Here is a 16,599-nt window from a genome sequence, read left to right as displayed (position 1 = left end):
CCGAATGCCGGTAAGTGAGAGCACGGCAGTGAGACTGTGGGGGATAAGCTCCATGGTCGAGAGGGAAACAGCCCAGAGCATCGACTAAGGCCCCTAAGCGTACGCTAAGTGGGAAAGGATGTGGAGTCGCACAGACAACCAGGAGGTTGGCTTAGAAGCAGCCATCCTTGAAAGAGTGCGTAATAGCTCACTGGTCTAGTGATTCCGCGCCGACAATGTAGCGGGGCTCAAGCGTACCGCCGAAGTCGTGTCATTCGTACACATATCCCCAACGGGAGTACGGATGGGTAGGGGAGCGTCGTGTGCCGGGTGAAGCCGCCGCGTAAGCGAGTGGTGGACGGTTCACGAGTGAGAATGCAGGCATGAGTAGCGATACACACGTGAGAAACGTGTGCGCCGATTGACTAAGGGTTCCTGGGTCAAGCTGATCTGCCCAGGGTAAGTCGGGACCTAAGGCGAGGCCGACAGGCGTAGTCGATGGACAACCGGTTGATATTCCGGTACCCGCTTTGAAACGCCCAGTACTGAACCCATTAATGCTAAGGCCGTGAAGCCGTCCTGGAGCCTTCGGGCAAAGGGAAGTGGTGGAGCCGCCGGTCCAAGGTGGTAGTAGGTAAGCGATGGGGTGACGCAGGAAGGTAGTCCAGCCCGGGCGGTGGTAGTCCCGGGGTAAGGGTGTAGGGCGTTGTCCAGGTAAATCCGGATGACATGTGCCTGAGACCTGATGCCGAGCCGATTGTGGTGAAGTGGATGATCCTATGCTGTCGAGAAAAGCCTCTAGCGAGTTTCATGGCGGCCCGTACCCTAAACCGACTCAGGTAGTCAGGTAGAGAATACCGAGGCGTTCGGGTGAACTATGGTTAAGGAACTCGGCAAAATGCCCCCGTAACTTCGGGAGAAGGGGGGCCATCACTAGTGATCGGACTTGCTCCGTGAGCTGGGGGTGGCCGCAGAGACCAGCGAGAAGCGACTGTTTACTAAAAACACAGGTCCGTGCGAAGCCGTAAGGCGATGTATACGGACTGACGCCTGCCCGGTGCTGGAACGTTAAGGGGACCGGTTAGTGCACCTTCGGGTGTGCGAGGCTGAGAACTTAAGCGCCAGTAAACGGCGGTGGTAACTATAACCATCCTAAGGTAGCGAAATTCCTTGTCGGGTAAGTTCCGACCTGCACGAATGGCGTAACGACTTCTCGACTGTCTCAACCATAGGCCCGGTGAAATTGCACTACGAGTAAAGATGCTCGTTTCGCGCAGAAGGACGGAAAGACCCCGGGACCTTTACTATAGTTTGATATTGGTGTTCGGTTCGGCTTGTGTAGGATAGGTGGGAGACGTTGAAGCATGCACGCCAGTGTGTGTGGAGTCAATCTTGAAATACCACTCTGGTCGTGCTGGATGTCTAACCTCGGTCCGTGATCCGGATCAGGGACAGTGTCTGATGGGTAGTTTAACTGGGGCGGTTGCCTCCTAAAGAGTAACGGAGGCGCCCAAAGGTTCCCTCAGCCTGGTTGGCAATCAGGTGTTGAGTGTAAGTGCACAAGGGAGCTTGACTGTGAGACCGACGGGTCGAGCAGGGACGAAAGTCGGGACTAGTGATCCGGCAGTGGCTTGTGGAAGCGCTGTCGCTCAACGGATAAAAGGTACCCCGGGGATAACAGGCTGATCTTCCCCAAGAGTCCATATCGACGGGATGGTTTGGCACCTCGATGTCGGCTCGTCGCATCCTGGGGCTGGAGTCGGTCCCAAGGGTTGGGCTGTTCGCCCATTAAAGCGGTACGCGAGCTGGGTTTAGAACGTCGTGAGACAGTTCGGTCCCTATCCTCTGCGCGCGTAGGAATATTGAGAAGGGCTGTCCCTAGTACGAGAGGACCGGGACGGACGAACCTCTGGTGTGCCAGTTGTCCTGCCAAGGGCACGGCTGGTTGGCTACGTTCGGAAAGGATAACCGCTGAAAGCATCTAAGCGGGAAGCCTGCTTCGAGATGAGTATTCCCACCACCTTGAGTGGTTAAGGCTCCCAGTAGACGACTGGGTTGATAGGCCAGATGTGGAAGCCCGGTAACGGGTGGAGCTGACTGGTACTAATAGGCCGAGGGCTTGTCCTCAGTTGCTCGCGTCCACTGTGTTAGTTCTGAAGTAACGAACTGTGCATACACCGGTTTGGTTAACTTCATAGAGTTTCGGTGGTCATAGCGTTAGGGAAACGCCCGGTTACATTTCGAACCCGGAAGCTAAGCCTTTCAGCGCCGATGGTACTGCAGGGGGGACCCTGTGGGAGAGTAGGACGCCGCCGAACAATTATTGTGGGAAAGCCCCGCACCTTATGGTGCGGGGCTTTTCTGCGTTCTGGATCCGTTTCTTCTCTGGGCTCTGGGCGAGGATTTTCTAGAGTCGGCCTGCGGCTTTCAGGGCGAGGTACGCGTCGGCGAGAGCGGGAGCCAGATCGTCCGGAGTGGTATCGACGACGGTGACGCCGTGGCGGGTCAGCTTCTCCGCTGTGTGACGACGCTGCTCCTGCTCCTGGGTGCCGGCAGCAGCGTCGTACACCGAGTCCACTGTGCCGCGAGCGGTCGCCATCTGTTGGATACGAGGGTCGGCCACCGAGGCCACGAGGACCGTGTGGCGTTTGGTGAGCTGCGGGAGTACAGGCAGGATGCCCTCGTCCACAGGTGCGGCATCCAGGCTGGTCAGGAGCACGATGAGCGAGCGACGCGGGGCGTTCTTCAGGGCTGTCGCGCTGAGCCCCCTGGCATCGGTCTCCACCAGTGCCGGCTCCAGCGGTGCGAGAGCGTTGACCAGCGCTGGTAGGGCGTCGCCCGCGGTGCGTCCCTGGACCTGAGCGCGGATGCGCCGGTCGAACGCGAGTAGGTCCACCCGGTCGCCCGCGCGTGAGGCGAGTGCGGCGAGGAGCAGTACGGCGTCCATCGAGGCATCCAGGCGCGGCACGTCACCGACACGACCGGCAGAGGTGCGGCCCGTGTCGAGAACAACCAGGATGTGGCGATCGCGCTCCGGGCGCCAGGTGCGTACGGCGACGCGGTTCTGCCGGGCGGTGGCGCGCCAGTCGATGGACCGGGTGTCGTCGCCGGGTACATAGTCGCGGAGGCTGTCGAATTCAGTGCCTTCACCGCGGGTCAACACACTCGTGCGGCCGTCGAGCTCGCGGAGCCTGGCCAGTTTGGAAGGCAGGTGCTTCCGGCTGGTGAAAGGCGGGATGACGCGGACCGTCCACGGAACTCGATGGCTGCCCTGGCGGGCCACCAGGCCCAGGGGCCCGTACGACCTGACCGTGATGCGGTCGGCGTGGCGATCGCCACGCCGGGTTGGGTGCAGGACGGTGGAAGTGCGACGGCGTTCCCCCGCCGGCACGGCCAACTGGCGACGTGACGAGGCCTGTTCGGCGTCGGTGGACCAGCTACTGGGCGGCCAGGCGTCGCGGATGTCGGAGCGGAGGCGGCGGCCCGTGGGGTTCGCGACGGTCAACTGGACTGTCGCAGTGTCACCTTGTCGAACTGACGTGTCACCACTTCGGGTGAATTGGAGCCTTTTTACTGGCGTTGCCAGGGCGTAGTCGCACAGAATTGCGAGTGTGAGGGGCGCATTTACGGCGAGCATCCCTGACCAGCTCGGCGCCAGGATGCCGATGGGGAGAGAGCCGAGGGCGGCGAGGAGTGCGGTTCGTCCGGTGAGGGCCACAGTCATCGCCTCAGCGGGGGACGGGCACTTGGGCGAGGATCGCGGTGATGACGGAGTCTGCGGTGACCCCCTCCATCTCGGCCTCGGGACGGAGTTGGATGCGGTGGCGCAGGGTGGGAAGTGCCAGTGCCTTGACGTCGTCGGGGGTGACGTAGTCCCTGCCGGTGAGCCAGGCCCAGGCGCGGGCGGTGGAGAGCAGGGCAGTGGCGCCTCGTGGGGAGACGCCGAGAGTGAGTGAGGGGGAATCGCGGGTGGCACGGCAGATATCGACGACGTAGCCGGTGATCTCGGCGGAGACCGTGGTCTTGGCGACTGCGGCGCGGGCCGCTTCGATGTCGGCAGGGCCTGCGGCCGGTCGTACACCTGCTGCGTGCAGGTCCCGGGGGTTGAAGCCTTCCGCGTGCCGGGTCAGGACCCCGATCTCGTCCTCGCGGGACGGGAGCGGGACCGTGAGTTTGAGGAGGAAGCGGTCCAACTGGGCTTCCGGGAGGGGGTAGGTGCCCTCGTACTCGACGGGATTCTGGGTCGCGGCGACCAGGAAGGGCTCGGGCAGTAGGCGCGGGGTGCCGTCGACGGTGACCTGACGTTCTTCCATGGCTTCCAGGAGGGACGCCTGCGTCTTGGGCGGTGTCCGGTTGATCTCGTCCGCGAGCAGCAGATTGGTGAAGACAGGGCCTGGCTGGAAGGAGAACTCGGCGGTGCGGGCGTCGTAGACCAGTGAGCCGGTGATGTCGCTCGGCATGAGATCAGGAGTGAACTGGACGCGCTTGGTGTCGACTTCGAGCGAGGCCGCGAGTGCGCGGACAAGCAGAGTCTTGGCCACCCCGGGAACTCCTTCGAGCAGGACATGTCCGCGGCAAAGCAGAGCCACGACCAGTCCGGTGACAGCGGGATCCTGGCCGACCACGGCCTTGGCGATCTCGGTGCGCAGGGCTTCGAGCGAGGCGCGGGCGCTGTCGGGGTTCTCTGCGGGCTGGGCGCTCATGAAGCGCGTACCTCTCTTTCGAGGGCGTCGAGTTCGTCCGCCAGGCGGATGAGGCCGACGTCGTCTGAGGGGGCGGTGCCGAAAAGCAGGGAAAGGAGGTCCCGGCCGGTCGTCGGCAGGTGGGCGGAGACGGCGGGGAGCAAGGATTCGACGGCGTCGGCCCGGGAGGCGGGCACGCCGAGCAGGAGGGCGAGACGGGCACGGCTCGCAGAGCGCAACGCCGAGGCCGCGCGGTCGCGGGCGTTGGCCTTGCGGTAGAGACGCGCCCGGCCCTCGGTCGTCTCGGAGGCGCGGACGGCCACCGGGAGATTTTCGCTCACGAGAGCGCCCATTCGGCGACCACGCCAGATGGCCGCGAGCACTGCGGCGAGGGCGAGTTGAAGGGCTCCCCACAACCAGCCCGGGGGGGCCAGGTCGGCAAAGCTGCTTTCGCCGCTGTCGGTGGCGGAGGCATCACCCAGCGAGGGGAGGTACCAGACGAGATGAGGCCGGGAGCCGAGGAGTTGCAGGGCCAGCGAGGCATTGCCCTGCTGGTCGAGACGGTCGTTGTAGAGGATGTCCGGCGAGCCGAGGAGAACGGTGTCACCGATGGCGGGGCCCGGGACCCGCAGCAGAGTAGGGAGGCCGTCGCTGGGGTAGCAAGCCTGCCGGCCGGGGATCGCGGAGGTGTAGCGGACCCCGCCGATGTCGGCGCCGCCGGCGCGGCGGGCGGCGGGCATGGAGCACTGGGGGGACCGCGACGACACATCGCTGCGTGCCGCAGAGTGGACGCCGGGCACGAGTCCGGAGACGGAGGGTGCTCCTGCCGAGAGGAGGACGGTCCGGCCGCCGGACCGCTGGGTCGCGGCGCGGAATTTCTTCTGCTGGCGGGCAGTCAGCAGGTCGGGATTGGTGACCAGGAGCGTGGTCTCGGGGCCCGTCGCGGTACGGGCGTCGTCGAGGTCGGTGACCACCCGGGTGTCGACGCCACGTTCCTTGAGGAGCTCGGCCACGGCGCGGCTGCCGTAGGGGCCCGCCGAGCGCGGGTCGAGGCGTCCGTGCTGGTCGCCCGAGCGTGCGGCGGCGATGGCGACACCGGCAGCGACGACGACGAGGAACGCGAGCAGCAGCCCACGGGTGCGCGTCCATACCTGGCGGGTGGTGGGGGAGTCCGAGGTGGAGCGGGCGGCGGTCGCCGTCATTCGGCTACTCCTCGGACCGCGCCGCTCAGCAGAGGCCTGGCGCGTTCAAGATCAGTGTCCAGCTCACTCAGGCGCCGGTATGCCCGCTCGTCGGAGGTGCGGCCGCCGTACGTGACGTCGTCGAAATCCCGGGCCGCGGCACGCAGCCGGTCGGCGTGGTCGGGCAGTGGGCGCCCGGCCTCCGCAGCGGCCTCGTCGGCAGTGCGGCCGGGGCGTGGGTCGAGGAGAGCGCGTTCCTCCAGCGAGCGGACGACGGCGCGCATCCGCTCCTGGACGGCCTCGTTCCATCGATGGGCGGCGGCGTGTGCTTCGGCGGCAGCGCGGTGTTCGGCCGCGCTGCGTGGGCCGTCGTCGAAGAGGGTGCCCTCGGCGGGCGGGGTGCGCTGCGGAGTGCCGAGGCGCCACCACAGGCCGAGGACGAGGAGCACCACGAGTACGGCGACGACGAGGATCCCGACCACGCCACCCGGGGCGGCCCCGGAGGCCGCGCCGAAGAGATCGTCGATCCATTCCCAGAAGCTGTCCAGGGCGCGCTGGAAGGCGCTCGGCTCGTTCTCCCGGTACATCGGGTTGGACAGCTCCTGCTCCGCCGCCTCGCGGGCGGGGACGCGCGGAGTGCCCACCGGTACGTCATCGGCCGTGCGGGCCCGCAGGTTTGCCGTGCTGGTGCCCCCTGCTGCGAACACCGCATCAGCTCCCGGCGGTGGGGTCGGTGGGCTGCTCGGGGCCGTATCCGGGCACCCCTGCGGCGCGGGCGAGGTCCAGGTCGAGGGCCTCTCGGCGGATGCGCTGGTCGATGTAGAGCAGGACCGTCACGCCTGCGGAGATCGGGTAGGTGATCGAGGAGGCGATCACAGCGCCGATGCCGGTGATGATCAGGAAGGGCCAGCCGAACTCGGGGGTGGCTCCGGTGAACAGTCCGCCCAGTCCGTCGCCGTCCACGGCGTATGCGATCGCGCCGAACGGCACCGCGATGATCATCGAGACGATGAGGGTCAGCAGCCCCGTGAGTACGAGGATTCCGAAGATTCTCCACCAGGTGCCCCGGACCAGTTTCGCGGAACGGCTCAGGGACTTGATGATGCTCTGCTTCTCCAGCATCAGTGCGGGAGAGGCGAGGCTGAACCGGATCATCAGCCAGACGGTGACGACGAAGGCCGCGAGGCCGCCGAGCAGGGAGAGTCCCACGCCGGCGGTGCCTCCCAGCAGTACGCCGGGCAGAATGCCGACGGTCATGATCGCCATGGCCATGAGCGGCAGCAGCAGGGTGAGACCGAGCAGCTTCGGCAACTGGGACCGGGACTCACGCCAGGCGTCGGAGAGCGTGACCTCACGGCCGATCACCGAACGGCTGATGACCATGGTCAGCAGAGCGGTGGTGAACAGCGTGCCGATCAAGGTGATCGCGAGGGCCGGGGTGGTGTTGACCAGGCTGGTGACCGTCGAGTCGATGGCCTGGTTCAGAGCCTCGGTGGGGCTCGCGTTCGGATCGACCTCGGGTGGCGCGGGGAGCAGGTAGCGCTGGATCAGGATGTCGCAGAGCTGAGTGATCACCGAAACGGTGATCGTGATGCCGAGAACCGTGCGCCAGTGGGCGCGCATGGTCGACACCGCGCCGTCGAGGATCTCGCCGATGCCGAGGGGCCGGAGCGGAATCACGCCGGGCTTGGCGGCGGCAGGAGGGCCGCCCCAGCCGCCTCCCGGCCCGCGCCCGGCGCCCCAGCCCGGTCCGGGCTGTTGCGAGGGGACGGTGGGGCCTCCGGGCGCGCTGGGTGGGGACCACTGTGCCGCGGGGGGCTGAGCCTTGGACCACTTCGAAGAGGCGTCGCCCTGGTCGGCAGGCTCAGCAGGGCGGGGTGCGCCCGGTTCCTGGCCGTCGGAGGGGGCAGATCCGGGCGAAGCCCAGCCCGGAGAGTCGTTCATTGTCGCTCCTTCACGGTGCCCGTCCGCGGTCGCGGCGGCAGGTTGGCAGCCATCGTGCCACGGGGCGTCGGCCGACGGACCTGGCCCCGTATCTCCTTCGCACCTTCAATTGTCGGTGCCTCACCGGGCAGACTGGGCGAATGGCCGATCAGGACGCGCAATCCACAGCGGGCGCAGAGCCGCCCGCGCTCCCTTCGCTGCGCTGGGACGAGCCGCCGGAGGGGCCCGTACTGGTGCTGCTCGACCAGACCAGACTGCCCGCGGACGAGGTCGAACTGGTCTGTACGGATGTGCCTGCGCTGGTGCAGGCGATCCAGACACTCGCTGTACGCGGTGCACCGCTGCTCGGAATCGCCGGCGCCTATGGGGTGGCGCTCGCGGCAGCACGTGGCTACGACGTCGAGGAAGCCGTGGTGCTGCTGGAGAGGGCGCGGCCCACCGCGGTGAACCTCGGATACGGCGTGCGCCAAGCGGCAGAGGCCTACAGGGCTGCAGAGCAGAAGGGGGCGGACCCGGAGCAGGCCGCCACTGCCGCGCTGGCCGCCGCCAAGGCACTGCACCGGGCCGATGCCGAGGCCAGTGTGGAGATGGCGGCGCACGGGCTGGCGCTCCTGGAGGAACTGCTGCCGGGAGGCGGTCACCGCATCCTGACCCACTGCAACACCGGGGCGCTGGTCTCCGGCGGTGAGGGCACGGCGTTCGCGGTGGCCTTGGCGGCTCACCGCAGTGGCACGTTGCGGCGGCTGTGGGTCGACGAGACGCGTCCGCTCCTGCAGGGGGCCCGGCTCACCGCGTACGAGGCGGCCCGCAGAGGCATGCCGTACACGCTGCTCACGGACAGCGCTGCGGGCTCGCTCTTCGCGGCCGGGGAGGTGGACGCGGTGCTCATCGGAGCCGACCGGATCGCCGCCGACGGTTCCGTGGCGAACAAGGTCGGGAGCTATCCGCTCGCGGTGCTGGCCAAATACCACCACGTACCGTTCATAGTGGTCGCACCCACCACCACGGTCGATCTGGGCACTCCGGACGGGGCGTCCATCGAGGTGGAGCAGAGGTCGGGGCAGGAAGTGACGGAGCTCACAATGCCGCAGATTTCGGGCATTGGTGCGGAACCGGGCGTCGGGATCGGAATGCCGGTCGCGCCGCTGGGAACCCAGGCGTACAACCCTGCCTTCGACATCACACCACCGGAGCTGGTGACGGCGATCATCACGGAGCAAGGCACGATTTCCCCGGTCACAGGCGTCGCACTCGCGGAGCTGTGTGCCAGGTCACGCCAGGTAACGATTAGCTAATGGGATGATGTCGATTATGAAGGGACGCGTCCTTGTCGTCGACGACGACACCGCACTGGCCGAGATGCTCGGCATTGTGTTGCGTGGAGAAGGTTTTGAGCCGTCTTTTGTAGCGGACGGTGACAGGGCACTTGCGGCATTCAGGGAGGCGAAGCCCGACCTGGTGCTGCTGGATCTCATGCTGCCCGGACGGGACGGCATTGAAGTCTGCCGCCTCATCCGGGCCGAGTCCGGGGTGCCGATTGTCATGCTGACCGCCAAGAGCGACACCGTTGATGTGGTGGTCGGGCTGGAATCCGGCGCCGACGACTACATCGTCAAGCCGTTCAAGCCCAAGGAACTCGTCGCCCGTATCCGGGCGCGACTGAGGAGGTCGGAGGAACCGGCGCCGGAACAGCTGGCGATCGGAGACCTGGTCATTGACGTGGCCGGTCATTCCGTGAAGCGGGAGGGGCAGTCGATCGCTCTGACCCCGCTCGAGTTCGACCTGTTGGTCGCGCTCGCACGCAAGCCGTGGCAGGTGTTCACCCGTGAGGTGCTGCTCGAGCAGGTATGGGGTTACCGCCACGCCGCGGACACCCGGTTGGTCAATGTCCACGTACAGCGGCTGCGCTCGAAGGTCGAGATGGACCCGGAGCGGCCGGAGATCGTGGTGACCGTGCGCGGTGTCGGCTACAAGGCCGGACCGAGCTGACATGACCCGAAGCAGCGCTGCTCCGATGCCCGGGGAGCCGGGAGTCCGTACGGAGCGGGCTGCCGGGCCCCGGCGAGTGACGTCCAGGCTCGGCCGCTCTCTGCAGGGCGGCCGGCTGCTCCAGGACGGGGCGCCCAGCAGCCCAGTGCTGAGGCTCTTCATGCGTCTGGCCAGGCGGCCCCTGCTGCCTGCCGTGCGGCTGTGGCGGCGGAACATCCAGCTGCGCGTGGTCGCCGCCACCCTGCTCATGTCGCTCGGTGTGGTGCTGCTCCTGGGTTTCGCCGTCATGTGGCAGGTACGCAATGGGCTGCTCGACGCGAAGGAGGGGGCCGCGCAGAGCCAGGCGGCCGGTGGGTTCGACGTGGCCGAGGAGAAGGCCCGCACGATCGCGGGTCCCGGCGGCAGCGAATCCGCTGAGGCCAGGGCCGCGGCGCGGAATTCCACCAACTGGCGGACCGAGCTGGCCGAGCAGCTCGCCAGTGGTGGACGGCAGGCGTTCCATGTGGTGGCGCTGAGCTCGATATCGGACGATCAGGAGACGAGCAGCCGCGGACCGCGTGCGTCGGCCGACGTGAACCCGATGGCGAGCGTGCCGCAGAAGCTGCGGGACGCGGTCGACGAAGGAACGGGGAAGGCGCACCAGGCCTTCGTCGAGATCAAGTACACGGACGGCCAGCAGCCCGAGGCCGGCCTCGTCGTCGGCAAGCAGCTGATCGACAACAGCGGCGAGCCCTACCAGCTCTACTACCTTTTCCCGCTGACCCAGGAGACGGAGTCTCTCGGCCTGGTGCAGCGCACGCTCGTCACCGCGGGGCTGTTCGTGGTCGTTCTGCTCGGAGCCATCGCCTGGCTGGTGGTCCGGCAGGTCGTCACCCCCGTGCGGATGGCCGCGGGGATCGCCGAGGGACTGGCCGTGGGCCGTCTCCAGGTGCGGATGAAGGTCACCGGCGAGGACGACATCGCCAGACTCGGCGAGGCCTTCAACAAGATGGCGCAGAACCTGCAGCTCAAGATCCAGCAGCTGGAGGACCTGTCCCGGATGCAGCGGCGCTTCGTGTCGGACGTCTCGCACGAGCTGCGCACACCGCTGACGACCGTGCGGATGGCCGCCGATGTCATCCACGAGGCACGCGGTGACTTCGACGCGGTGACCGCGCGCTCCGCCGAACTGCTCAGCGGCCAGCTCGACCGGTTCGAGTCGCTGCTCGCCGACCTCCTTGAGATCAGCCGCTTCGACGCAGGCGCGGCGGCCCTGGAGGCCGAGCCGATAGACCTGCGGGACGCCGTACGCCGAGTGATCGAGGGCGCCGAGCCGCTGGCCGAGCGCAAGGGCACCCAGATACGCGTGACCGGTGATGAGCAGCCCGTCATCGTGGAAGCCGACGCCCGGCGCGTCGAGCGCATCCTGCGCAACCTTGTCGTCAACGCCGTCGAGCACGGCGAGGGCAAGGACGTGGTGGTGCGGCTGGCCTCGGCCGGCGGCGCCGTGGCCGTGGCCGTACGCGACTTCGGCGTGGGGCTCAAACCCGGTGAGGCGACCCGGGTGTTCAGTCGTTTCTGGCGGGCCGACCCGGCCCGTGCACGTACCACCGGCGGTAGCGGGCTCGGCCTGTCCATCGCGGTCGAGGACGCACGGTTGCACGGCGGCTGGCTCCAGGCCTGGGGGGAGCCGGGTGGCGGCTCGCAATTTCGGCTGACCCTGCCGCGTACGGCGGACGAATCGCTGCGCGGTTCGCCGATTCCGCTGGAGCCCGAGGACTCGCGGCGCCGGCGTGAGCGCGCGGACGGTGATGACGAACGGGAAGACGGCAGTCACCGGCTGGCGAGCGTGCCGGTCCAGCCCGGGGGCGACCGGTCCGCGCTGCCCGTGCCGCTGCGGGCGGCGCCCGCAGCGGATCCGACGGCGCTGCCCGGCAGTGGGGCACGGGTGGTGGCACGTCCGGCGGGCGACAGCGACAGCGACAGCGCCTCGCAGGCTGCCGCGCCGCAGACGTCGCCACGCACGGCGTCACAGCTTTCGTCTCAGGGTTCGCGATTTTCGCAGGCGTCACAGACATCGCAGATCGAGCAGTCGTCGGAGCGGAAGGACATCACCCGTGGGCGCTGACCGAAGTCGCGGTGGCCAGTGGCGCATGACCCGCACTTCGGTGCTGCTGGGATGCGGCGGCCTGCTGCTGGCGGGCTGCGCGTCCATGCCGAACAGCGGGGACGTGGAGGAAGTGAAGGCGTCCGCGCGCGGTGACTCGCAGGTGCGGGTGTACGGGGTGGCGCCCAGAGCGGGCGCGCAGCCCAACGAGATCGTCGGCGGCTTCCTGGAGGCGATGACGGGGGACGACCCGCAGTTCGCCACGGCCCGTAAGTACCTGACGAAGAAGGCGTCCCAGCGATGGAAGCCCAGTCAGGTCACGGTGCTGGACAGTGGCCCGGTGGCGCAGGACGAACGGGCCAATGACCGCGAGGGCGGGGCCTATACGTACGAGCTCACCGGCACGCAGGTCGCCGAGGTGAACGAGCAGCGCGCCTACCAGCCGGTCAAGCGCACGTACCACGAGGTCATTCACCTCAGCAGGCAGAACGACAAAGACAGCAAGGACGGCCAGGAGTGGCGCATCGACGGACTTCCCACGGGTCTGGTGCTCGGGCTGTCGGACTTCGAGCGCATCTACCGTTCCGTCAATAAGTACTACTTCGCTTCCGGTACGTCCTCGCAGAGCGGCGGTGGCCACCCCTGGCTGGTCGCCGACCCCGTCTATGTGCGCAAGCGCATGGATCCGGAGACCCGGATGGACCCGGTGACGCAGACGGTCAGGGCGCTGCTCGGCGGGCCGACGAACTGGCTGAAGCCGGTGGTCGGTTCGAGCTTCCCCACGGGTACGGCGCTCAAGGCGGGAACCAAGTCGCTCACGTTCGACGACCGCAACGCGCTCAAGGTGCCGCTCAACGAGAAGGCGTCCAACGTCGGCCAGAAGCGGTGCCGGGAGATGGCGGCCCAACTGCTGTTCACCGTCCGGGATCTGACGTCCTACCGGGTGGGACAGGTGGAGTTGCTGCGGTCCGACAGCTCGTCGCTGTGCGAGCTCGGCGCAGACCAGGCCGAGGACTTCGCGCCGGAGCGTGCCTCCGGCAGCCCCGACTATCAGTATTTCCTCGACACCAAGAGCCGTCTGGTGCGGATGGTGGCGGGTTCCGAGGCCACGGACAGCGACGACGCCTCTGAGCCCGTTCCCGGCCTGCTCGGCGCGGGGGAGCGAAAGCTGGGCGCGGTCGCCGTGGCGCGCGACGAGCGCCACGGGGCAGGGGTGTCGCGCGACGCCCGCTCGCTCTATGTGGCGTCCGTCGTCTCGGACGAGGAGCCCACGGAGCCCGCGCTCACCAGCAGTGGCAAGCAGCAGCAGGACCGGCTGTCCGCCCCCAGTTGGGACGGCCGGGGCGATCTGTGGGTGGCCGACCGCGATCTCCGCAACCCCCAGCTGCTACGGCTGATCGGCGGCGAGGGTGAGCCCGAGCAGGTCAAGGTCGTCGACGGCCTGGACGGGGCCCGTGTCGAAGCCCTCAAGGTCTCGGCGGACGGTGTGCGGATCGCGTTGCTGGTCTCGGAGAAGGGCCGGACGACGCTGAAGATCGGCCGAGTGGAGCGGCGCGGGTCCGACGACAAGCCCGAGGTGTCCGTGGTCGATCTGCGCCCCATCGCCCCGCAGATGGAGGAGGTGACGGCCGTCTCCTGGGCGGGCCGAAGCCGCCTTGTGGTGGTCGGCCGGGAGTCCGGCGGCGTACAGCAACTGCGCTATTTGCAGACGGACGGTTCGACGTCGGACGCCGGTGCGCTGCCCGGTGCGAACCGGGTGACGGCGGTCGCTTCGGCCGACGACGACCGGCTGCCCCTGCTGGCGCACTCGTCGGAGGACGGCATTGTGCGGCTGCCTCCCGGTGCCAACTGGAAGACCGTGGTGAAGGAAGGCTCGTCGCCCGTCTATCCGGGGTAGTCCGCGGCTAATTCCGTACGGCCTCGTGCGTTCGCGTGCAGGTTCGCGCGGGTTATCCACAGGGGTGGCCGAGGCGCACCCGTCTTGGCAGAGTGGATGCCATGCGGGGGTGGTGGCGGGAAGCCGCCGGTCTGTTGCTGCCGGTCGGGTGCGCGGGCTGTGGCAGACCGCGTACGGCGCTGTGTGAGGAGTGCCGACAGACGTTGTACGGCACTGGGCCCCGGCGGGTCCGGCCGTGGCCCGAGCCGCCGGGGCTGCCGGTGGTCCATGCCGCCGCTCCTTACGGGGACGCGGTGCGGGCGGTCCTGCTCGGGCACAAGGAGCGGGGCGCGCTGGAGCTTGCCGGGGCGCTCGGAGGTGCGCTGGCCGGCGCGGTTCTGGCCGGCGCGTCCGGGACGGGTGCGCCCGGCACCGGCGGGTCTCCGCTCGGCGGTGGGTACCGGGGCGTTGGACCGCTGCTGCTCGTACCCGTGCCGTCCGCGCGGCGGGCGACCAGGTCGCGCGGACACGACCCCGCGCGCCGGATCGCGCTCGCCGCTTCGGGTGAACTGCGCCGGGCCGGGGTAGCCGCACGGATGCTCCCGATGCTGCGGCAGCGCCGGGCGGTGAGTGACCAGTCGGGTCTGAAGGCCCCGGAGCGGCTGGCTAATCTCGCCGGGGCCCTGGAGGTGGTGGCAGGGGGCCCCGGGCTGCTGGAGGGCCGCAGGGTGGTGCTGGTGGACGATCTGATGACGACGGGGGCATCGCTCGTGGAGGCTGCGCGGGCACTGCGTGCCGCCGTGCCGACGGATTTTCGCGGTTTCCGACACCTGAGTGCGGCGGTGGTGGCGGCGCCCTCGCTTTCCTTCGGAATAAACCGGAACTGACGGGGAACTTGCGTCGTTGCAGGTGGTGAGGGGGAAAAAGCACCTGAACGGAGGTACGCGCCGGTAGCGGGTGCCGACATGCCTCCGGGAGAGCTATGTTCGGTTGTGAGGAAAAGCAGACCCTGTGCCTCACTTATCGGACTAGGGCGCCTGGGTTTTCCCTCAGCTCGAAAGGTCGAAGTGGACGGGTGGGGATCTTGTCCCCTGGGGAGGAGGAGGTGAAAGTCACCAAGTCCGAGGCTCCGGTGTTCGTCGGGGCCTGGTGCGAAAGGGAGATGCTCCGCCGCTGAGCGGGGCTATCCGGAACGGAGTTCTGCGTGGACATCGTCGTCAAGGGCCGCAAGACCGAGGTACCCGAGCGGTTCCGGAAGCACGTGGCCGAGAAGCTGAAGCTGGAGAAGATCCAGAAGCTCGACGGCAAGGTGATCAGCCTGGACGTCGAGGTGTCCAAGGAGCCCAACCCGCGGCAGGCGGACCGTTCCGACCGGGTGGAGATCACGCTTCACTCGCGTGGACCGGTGATCCGGGCAGAGGCATCGGCGGCCGACCCGTACGCAGCGCTGGACCTGGCCACAGGCAAGTTGGAGGCGCGGCTGCGCAAGCAGCACGACAAGCGCCACACACGTCGCGGCAACGGACGGCTGTCGGCGGCCGAGGTCGGTACGACCGTGGCCAACTCGGCGCCCCTCAACGGCAGTGGAGAGCTCGGCGCCGCCGTGGCCGTGGCCGAGGCGCCCCAGGCGGTTCCCACCACCATGGTCGGCTCGCTCGAAGTGCAGGGCGAAGGACCTCTGGTGGTGCGCGAGAAGACACATGTCGCCGCCGCGATGACGCTCGACCAGGCGCTCTACGAAATGGAGCTGGTCGGGCACGACTTCTATCTCTTCGTCGACTCGGAGACGAAGGAGCCCAGTGTCGTCTACCGGCGGCACGCCTACGACTACGGAGTCATTCACTTGACGACCGACCCCTTCGCCGAGACAGAGGTGGGCGGCGCCGGCGGTGCTCTCGGAGGGTGATCCGCCGTACGCGCTGAACCCTTGAGGGCTGAGCGTCGTACCACTGTGGGTGGTGCCCCTGGAGCGCCCGTGCGCCCCCAGGGGCACCACTGTGCGACCACTTCGTCACTCTTCTGTCGTCCCGGCATGAAATCATGGCGTCGCAGGCCAATCGATGTTCTGCGGACTGTGGTTGGCACAGCTCATGATTTTCGGGCCACGGCCTTCAGGGGGAGGAACGATGGCGGACAGCTTCGGTCCGGTGCACGACGAGGACGACGCGATCGGCGGTACGGACGCGAGCGGGTCGCGTAAGGAGCCCATCAGGGTCCTGGTCGTCGACGACCACGCTCTTTTCCGCCGAGGACTTGAGATCGTCCTCGCGCAGGAGGAGGACATTCAGGTCGTCGGTGAGGCGGGTGACGGGGCCGAGGCCGTGGACAAGGCTGCCGACCTGCTGCCCGACATCGTGCTGATGGATGTGCGGATGCCCAAGCGCGGTGGCATCGAGGCATGCACCTCGATCAAGGAGGTGGCTCCCAGCGCGAAGATCATCATGTTGACGATCAGCGACGAGGAGGCCGACCTCTACGACGCGATCAAGGCAGGTGCGACGGGTTACCTGCTCAAGGAGATCTCCACCGACGAGGTGGCCACCGCGATCCGCGCGGTGGCGGACGGCCAGTCCCAGATCAGTCCGTCGATGGCGTCCAAGCTCCTCACCGAGTTCAAGTCGATGATCCAGCGCACGGACGAGCGTCGGCTCGTCCCCGCGCCACGGCTCACCGAACGTGAGCTGGAGGTGCTCAAGCTCGTCGCCACGGGGATGAACAACCGCGACATCGCCAAGCAGCTGTTCATCTCCGAGAACACCGTGAAGAACCACGTCCGCAATATCCTGGAGAAGCTGCAACTGCACTCCAGGATGGAGGCCGTGGTCTACGCGATGCGGGAAAAGATCCTGGAAATCAGATGAC

Annotated in this window: 12 protein-coding genes and 2 rRNA genes (1 of these 14 only partly in view); 9 read left to right on the top strand and 5 right to left on the bottom strand. The window is 67.6% G+C overall.

The window, feature by feature from the left end:
- Together ACLLJJ_RS13515 and rrf are read left to right on the top strand one after the other, a co-directional pair.
- Positions 1-2,106, top strand: a 23S ribosomal RNA gene (locus ACLLJJ_RS13515); it begins 1,017 nt to the left of the window's first position.
- A 74-nt stretch (positions 2,107-2,180) separates the two neighbouring features.
- Positions 2,181-2,297: ribosomal RNA gene (gene rrf / locus ACLLJJ_RS13510) — 5S ribosomal RNA — on the top strand.
- A gap of 89 nt (positions 2,298-2,386) precedes the next feature.
- On the opposite strand, the gene ACLLJJ_RS13505 is transcribed toward rrf, so the two are convergent.
- The 5 genes from ACLLJJ_RS13505 to ACLLJJ_RS13485 are packed head-to-tail and all read right to left on the bottom strand — an operon-like array spanning position 2,387 to position 7,786.
- A complete protein-coding gene (locus tag ACLLJJ_RS13505) occupies positions 2,387-3,697 on the bottom strand; it encodes a DUF58 domain-containing protein (RefSeq protein WP_434600403.1) in 1,311 nt (436 codons plus the stop codon).
- A 10-nt stretch (positions 3,698-3,707) separates the two neighbouring features.
- A complete protein-coding gene (locus ACLLJJ_RS13500; protein ID WP_434590402.1) occupies positions 3,708-4,682 on the bottom strand; it encodes an AAA family ATPase in 975 nt (324 codons plus the stop codon).
- Positions 4,679-5,863: a DUF4350 domain-containing protein gene (locus ACLLJJ_RS13495; RefSeq protein WP_434590400.1), complete on the bottom strand. Its 1,185-nt coding sequence runs from the start codon at positions 5,861-5,863 to the stop codon at positions 4,679-4,681. The genes ACLLJJ_RS13500 and ACLLJJ_RS13495 overlap by 4 nt, the downstream gene beginning before the upstream one ends.
- Entirely contained in the window at positions 5,860-6,549 is a 690-nt protein-coding gene (locus tag ACLLJJ_RS13490) for a DUF4129 domain-containing protein (protein ID WP_434590397.1), read from the bottom strand. The genes ACLLJJ_RS13495 and ACLLJJ_RS13490 overlap by 4 nt, the downstream gene beginning before the upstream one ends.
- A gap of 4 nt (positions 6,550-6,553) precedes the next feature.
- Positions 6,554-7,786, bottom strand: coding sequence for a DUF7544 domain-containing protein (locus tag ACLLJJ_RS13485; protein WP_434590395.1), 1,233 nt, complete (start codon positions 7,784-7,786; stop codon positions 6,554-6,556).
- Positions 7,787-7,926: 140 nt separating this feature from the next.
- On the opposite strand from ACLLJJ_RS13485, the gene mtnA reads away from it, so the two are divergent.
- The 7 genes from mtnA to ACLLJJ_RS13450 all read left to right on the top strand — a co-directional run bounded on the left by mtnA (position 7,927) and on the right by ACLLJJ_RS13450 (position 16,598).
- Positions 7,927-9,081, top strand: coding sequence for an S-methyl-5-thioribose-1-phosphate isomerase (gene mtnA, locus ACLLJJ_RS13480; RefSeq protein WP_434590393.1), 1,155 nt, complete (start codon positions 7,927-7,929; stop codon positions 9,079-9,081).
- 4 nt (positions 9,082-9,085) lie between these two features.
- Positions 9,086-9,775, top strand: coding sequence for a two-component system response regulator MtrA (gene mtrA / locus ACLLJJ_RS13475; protein WP_283516097.1), 690 nt, complete (start codon positions 9,086-9,088; stop codon positions 9,773-9,775).
- Between the two features lies 1 nt (position 9,776).
- A complete protein-coding gene (gene mtrB, locus ACLLJJ_RS13470) occupies positions 9,777-11,882 on the top strand; it encodes an MtrAB system histidine kinase MtrB (protein ID WP_434590391.1) in 2,106 nt (701 codons plus the stop codon).
- Positions 11,883-11,907: 25 nt separating this feature from the next.
- Positions 11,908-13,758 carry an LpqB family beta-propeller domain-containing protein gene (locus tag ACLLJJ_RS13465; protein WP_434590388.1) on the top strand — a complete coding sequence of 617 codons (1,851 nt, stop codon included), beginning with the start codon at positions 11,908-11,910 and terminating at the stop codon, positions 13,756-13,758.
- A gap of 101 nt (positions 13,759-13,859) precedes the next feature.
- Positions 13,860-14,624, top strand: coding sequence for a ComF family protein (locus tag ACLLJJ_RS13460; RefSeq protein ID WP_434590385.1), 765 nt, complete (start codon positions 13,860-13,862; stop codon positions 14,622-14,624).
- Between the two features lie 317 nt (positions 14,625-14,941).
- The gene (gene hpf, locus ACLLJJ_RS13455) at positions 14,942-15,643 is read left to right on the top strand and encodes a ribosome hibernation-promoting factor, HPF/YfiA family (RefSeq protein ID WP_434590382.1); all 702 of its coding nucleotides are present in this window, start codon (positions 14,942-14,944) and stop codon (positions 15,641-15,643) included.
- 220 nt (positions 15,644-15,863) lie between these two features.
- Complete coding sequence (locus ACLLJJ_RS13450) at positions 15,864-16,598, top strand: response regulator (protein ID WP_434590379.1); 735 nt, start codon at positions 15,864-15,866, stop codon at positions 16,596-16,598.
- The last annotated feature ends 1 nt before the right edge of the window (position 16,599 follow it).

Origin of the sequence: Streptomyces sp. A5-4 (assembly GCF_051131715.1) — a bacterium.
Taxonomy (GTDB): Bacteria; Actinomycetota; Actinomycetes; order Streptomycetales; family Streptomycetaceae; genus Streptomyces.
Note: the sequence above shows the minus strand (reverse complement) of the source record. Positions and strands in the feature narration are given on the sequence as shown.

What these genes read in the sequence shown, in the direction of transcription:
- ACLLJJ_RS13500 (WP_434590402.1), bottom strand. Translation starts at nt 4,682, where the DNA reads ATGAGCGCCCAGCCCGCAGAGAACCCCGACAGCGCCCGCGCCTCGCTC.
- ACLLJJ_RS13495 (WP_434590400.1), bottom strand. Translation starts at nt 5,863, where the DNA reads ATGACGGCGACCGCCGCCCGCTCCACCTCGGACTCCCCCACCACCCGC.
- ACLLJJ_RS13485 (WP_434590395.1), bottom strand. Translation starts at nt 7,786, where the DNA reads ATGAACGACTCTCCGGGCTGGGCTTCGCCCGGATCTGCCCCCTCCGAC.
- mtnA (WP_434590393.1), top strand. Translation starts at nt 7,927, where the DNA reads ATGGCCGATCAGGACGCGCAATCCACAGCGGGCGCAGAGCCGCCCGCG.
- mtrA (WP_283516097.1), top strand. Translation starts at nt 9,086, where the DNA reads ATGATGTCGATTATGAAGGGACGCGTCCTTGTCGTCGACGACGACACC.
- mtrB (WP_434590391.1), top strand. Translation starts at nt 9,777, where the DNA reads ATGACCCGAAGCAGCGCTGCTCCGATGCCCGGGGAGCCGGGAGTCCGT.
- ACLLJJ_RS13465 (WP_434590388.1), top strand. Translation starts at nt 11,908, where the DNA reads ATGACCCGCACTTCGGTGCTGCTGGGATGCGGCGGCCTGCTGCTGGCG.
- ACLLJJ_RS13460 (WP_434590385.1), top strand. Translation starts at nt 13,860, where the DNA reads ATGCGGGGGTGGTGGCGGGAAGCCGCCGGTCTGTTGCTGCCGGTCGGG.
- ACLLJJ_RS13450 (WP_434590379.1), top strand. Translation starts at nt 15,864, where the DNA reads ATGGCGGACAGCTTCGGTCCGGTGCACGACGAGGACGACGCGATCGGC.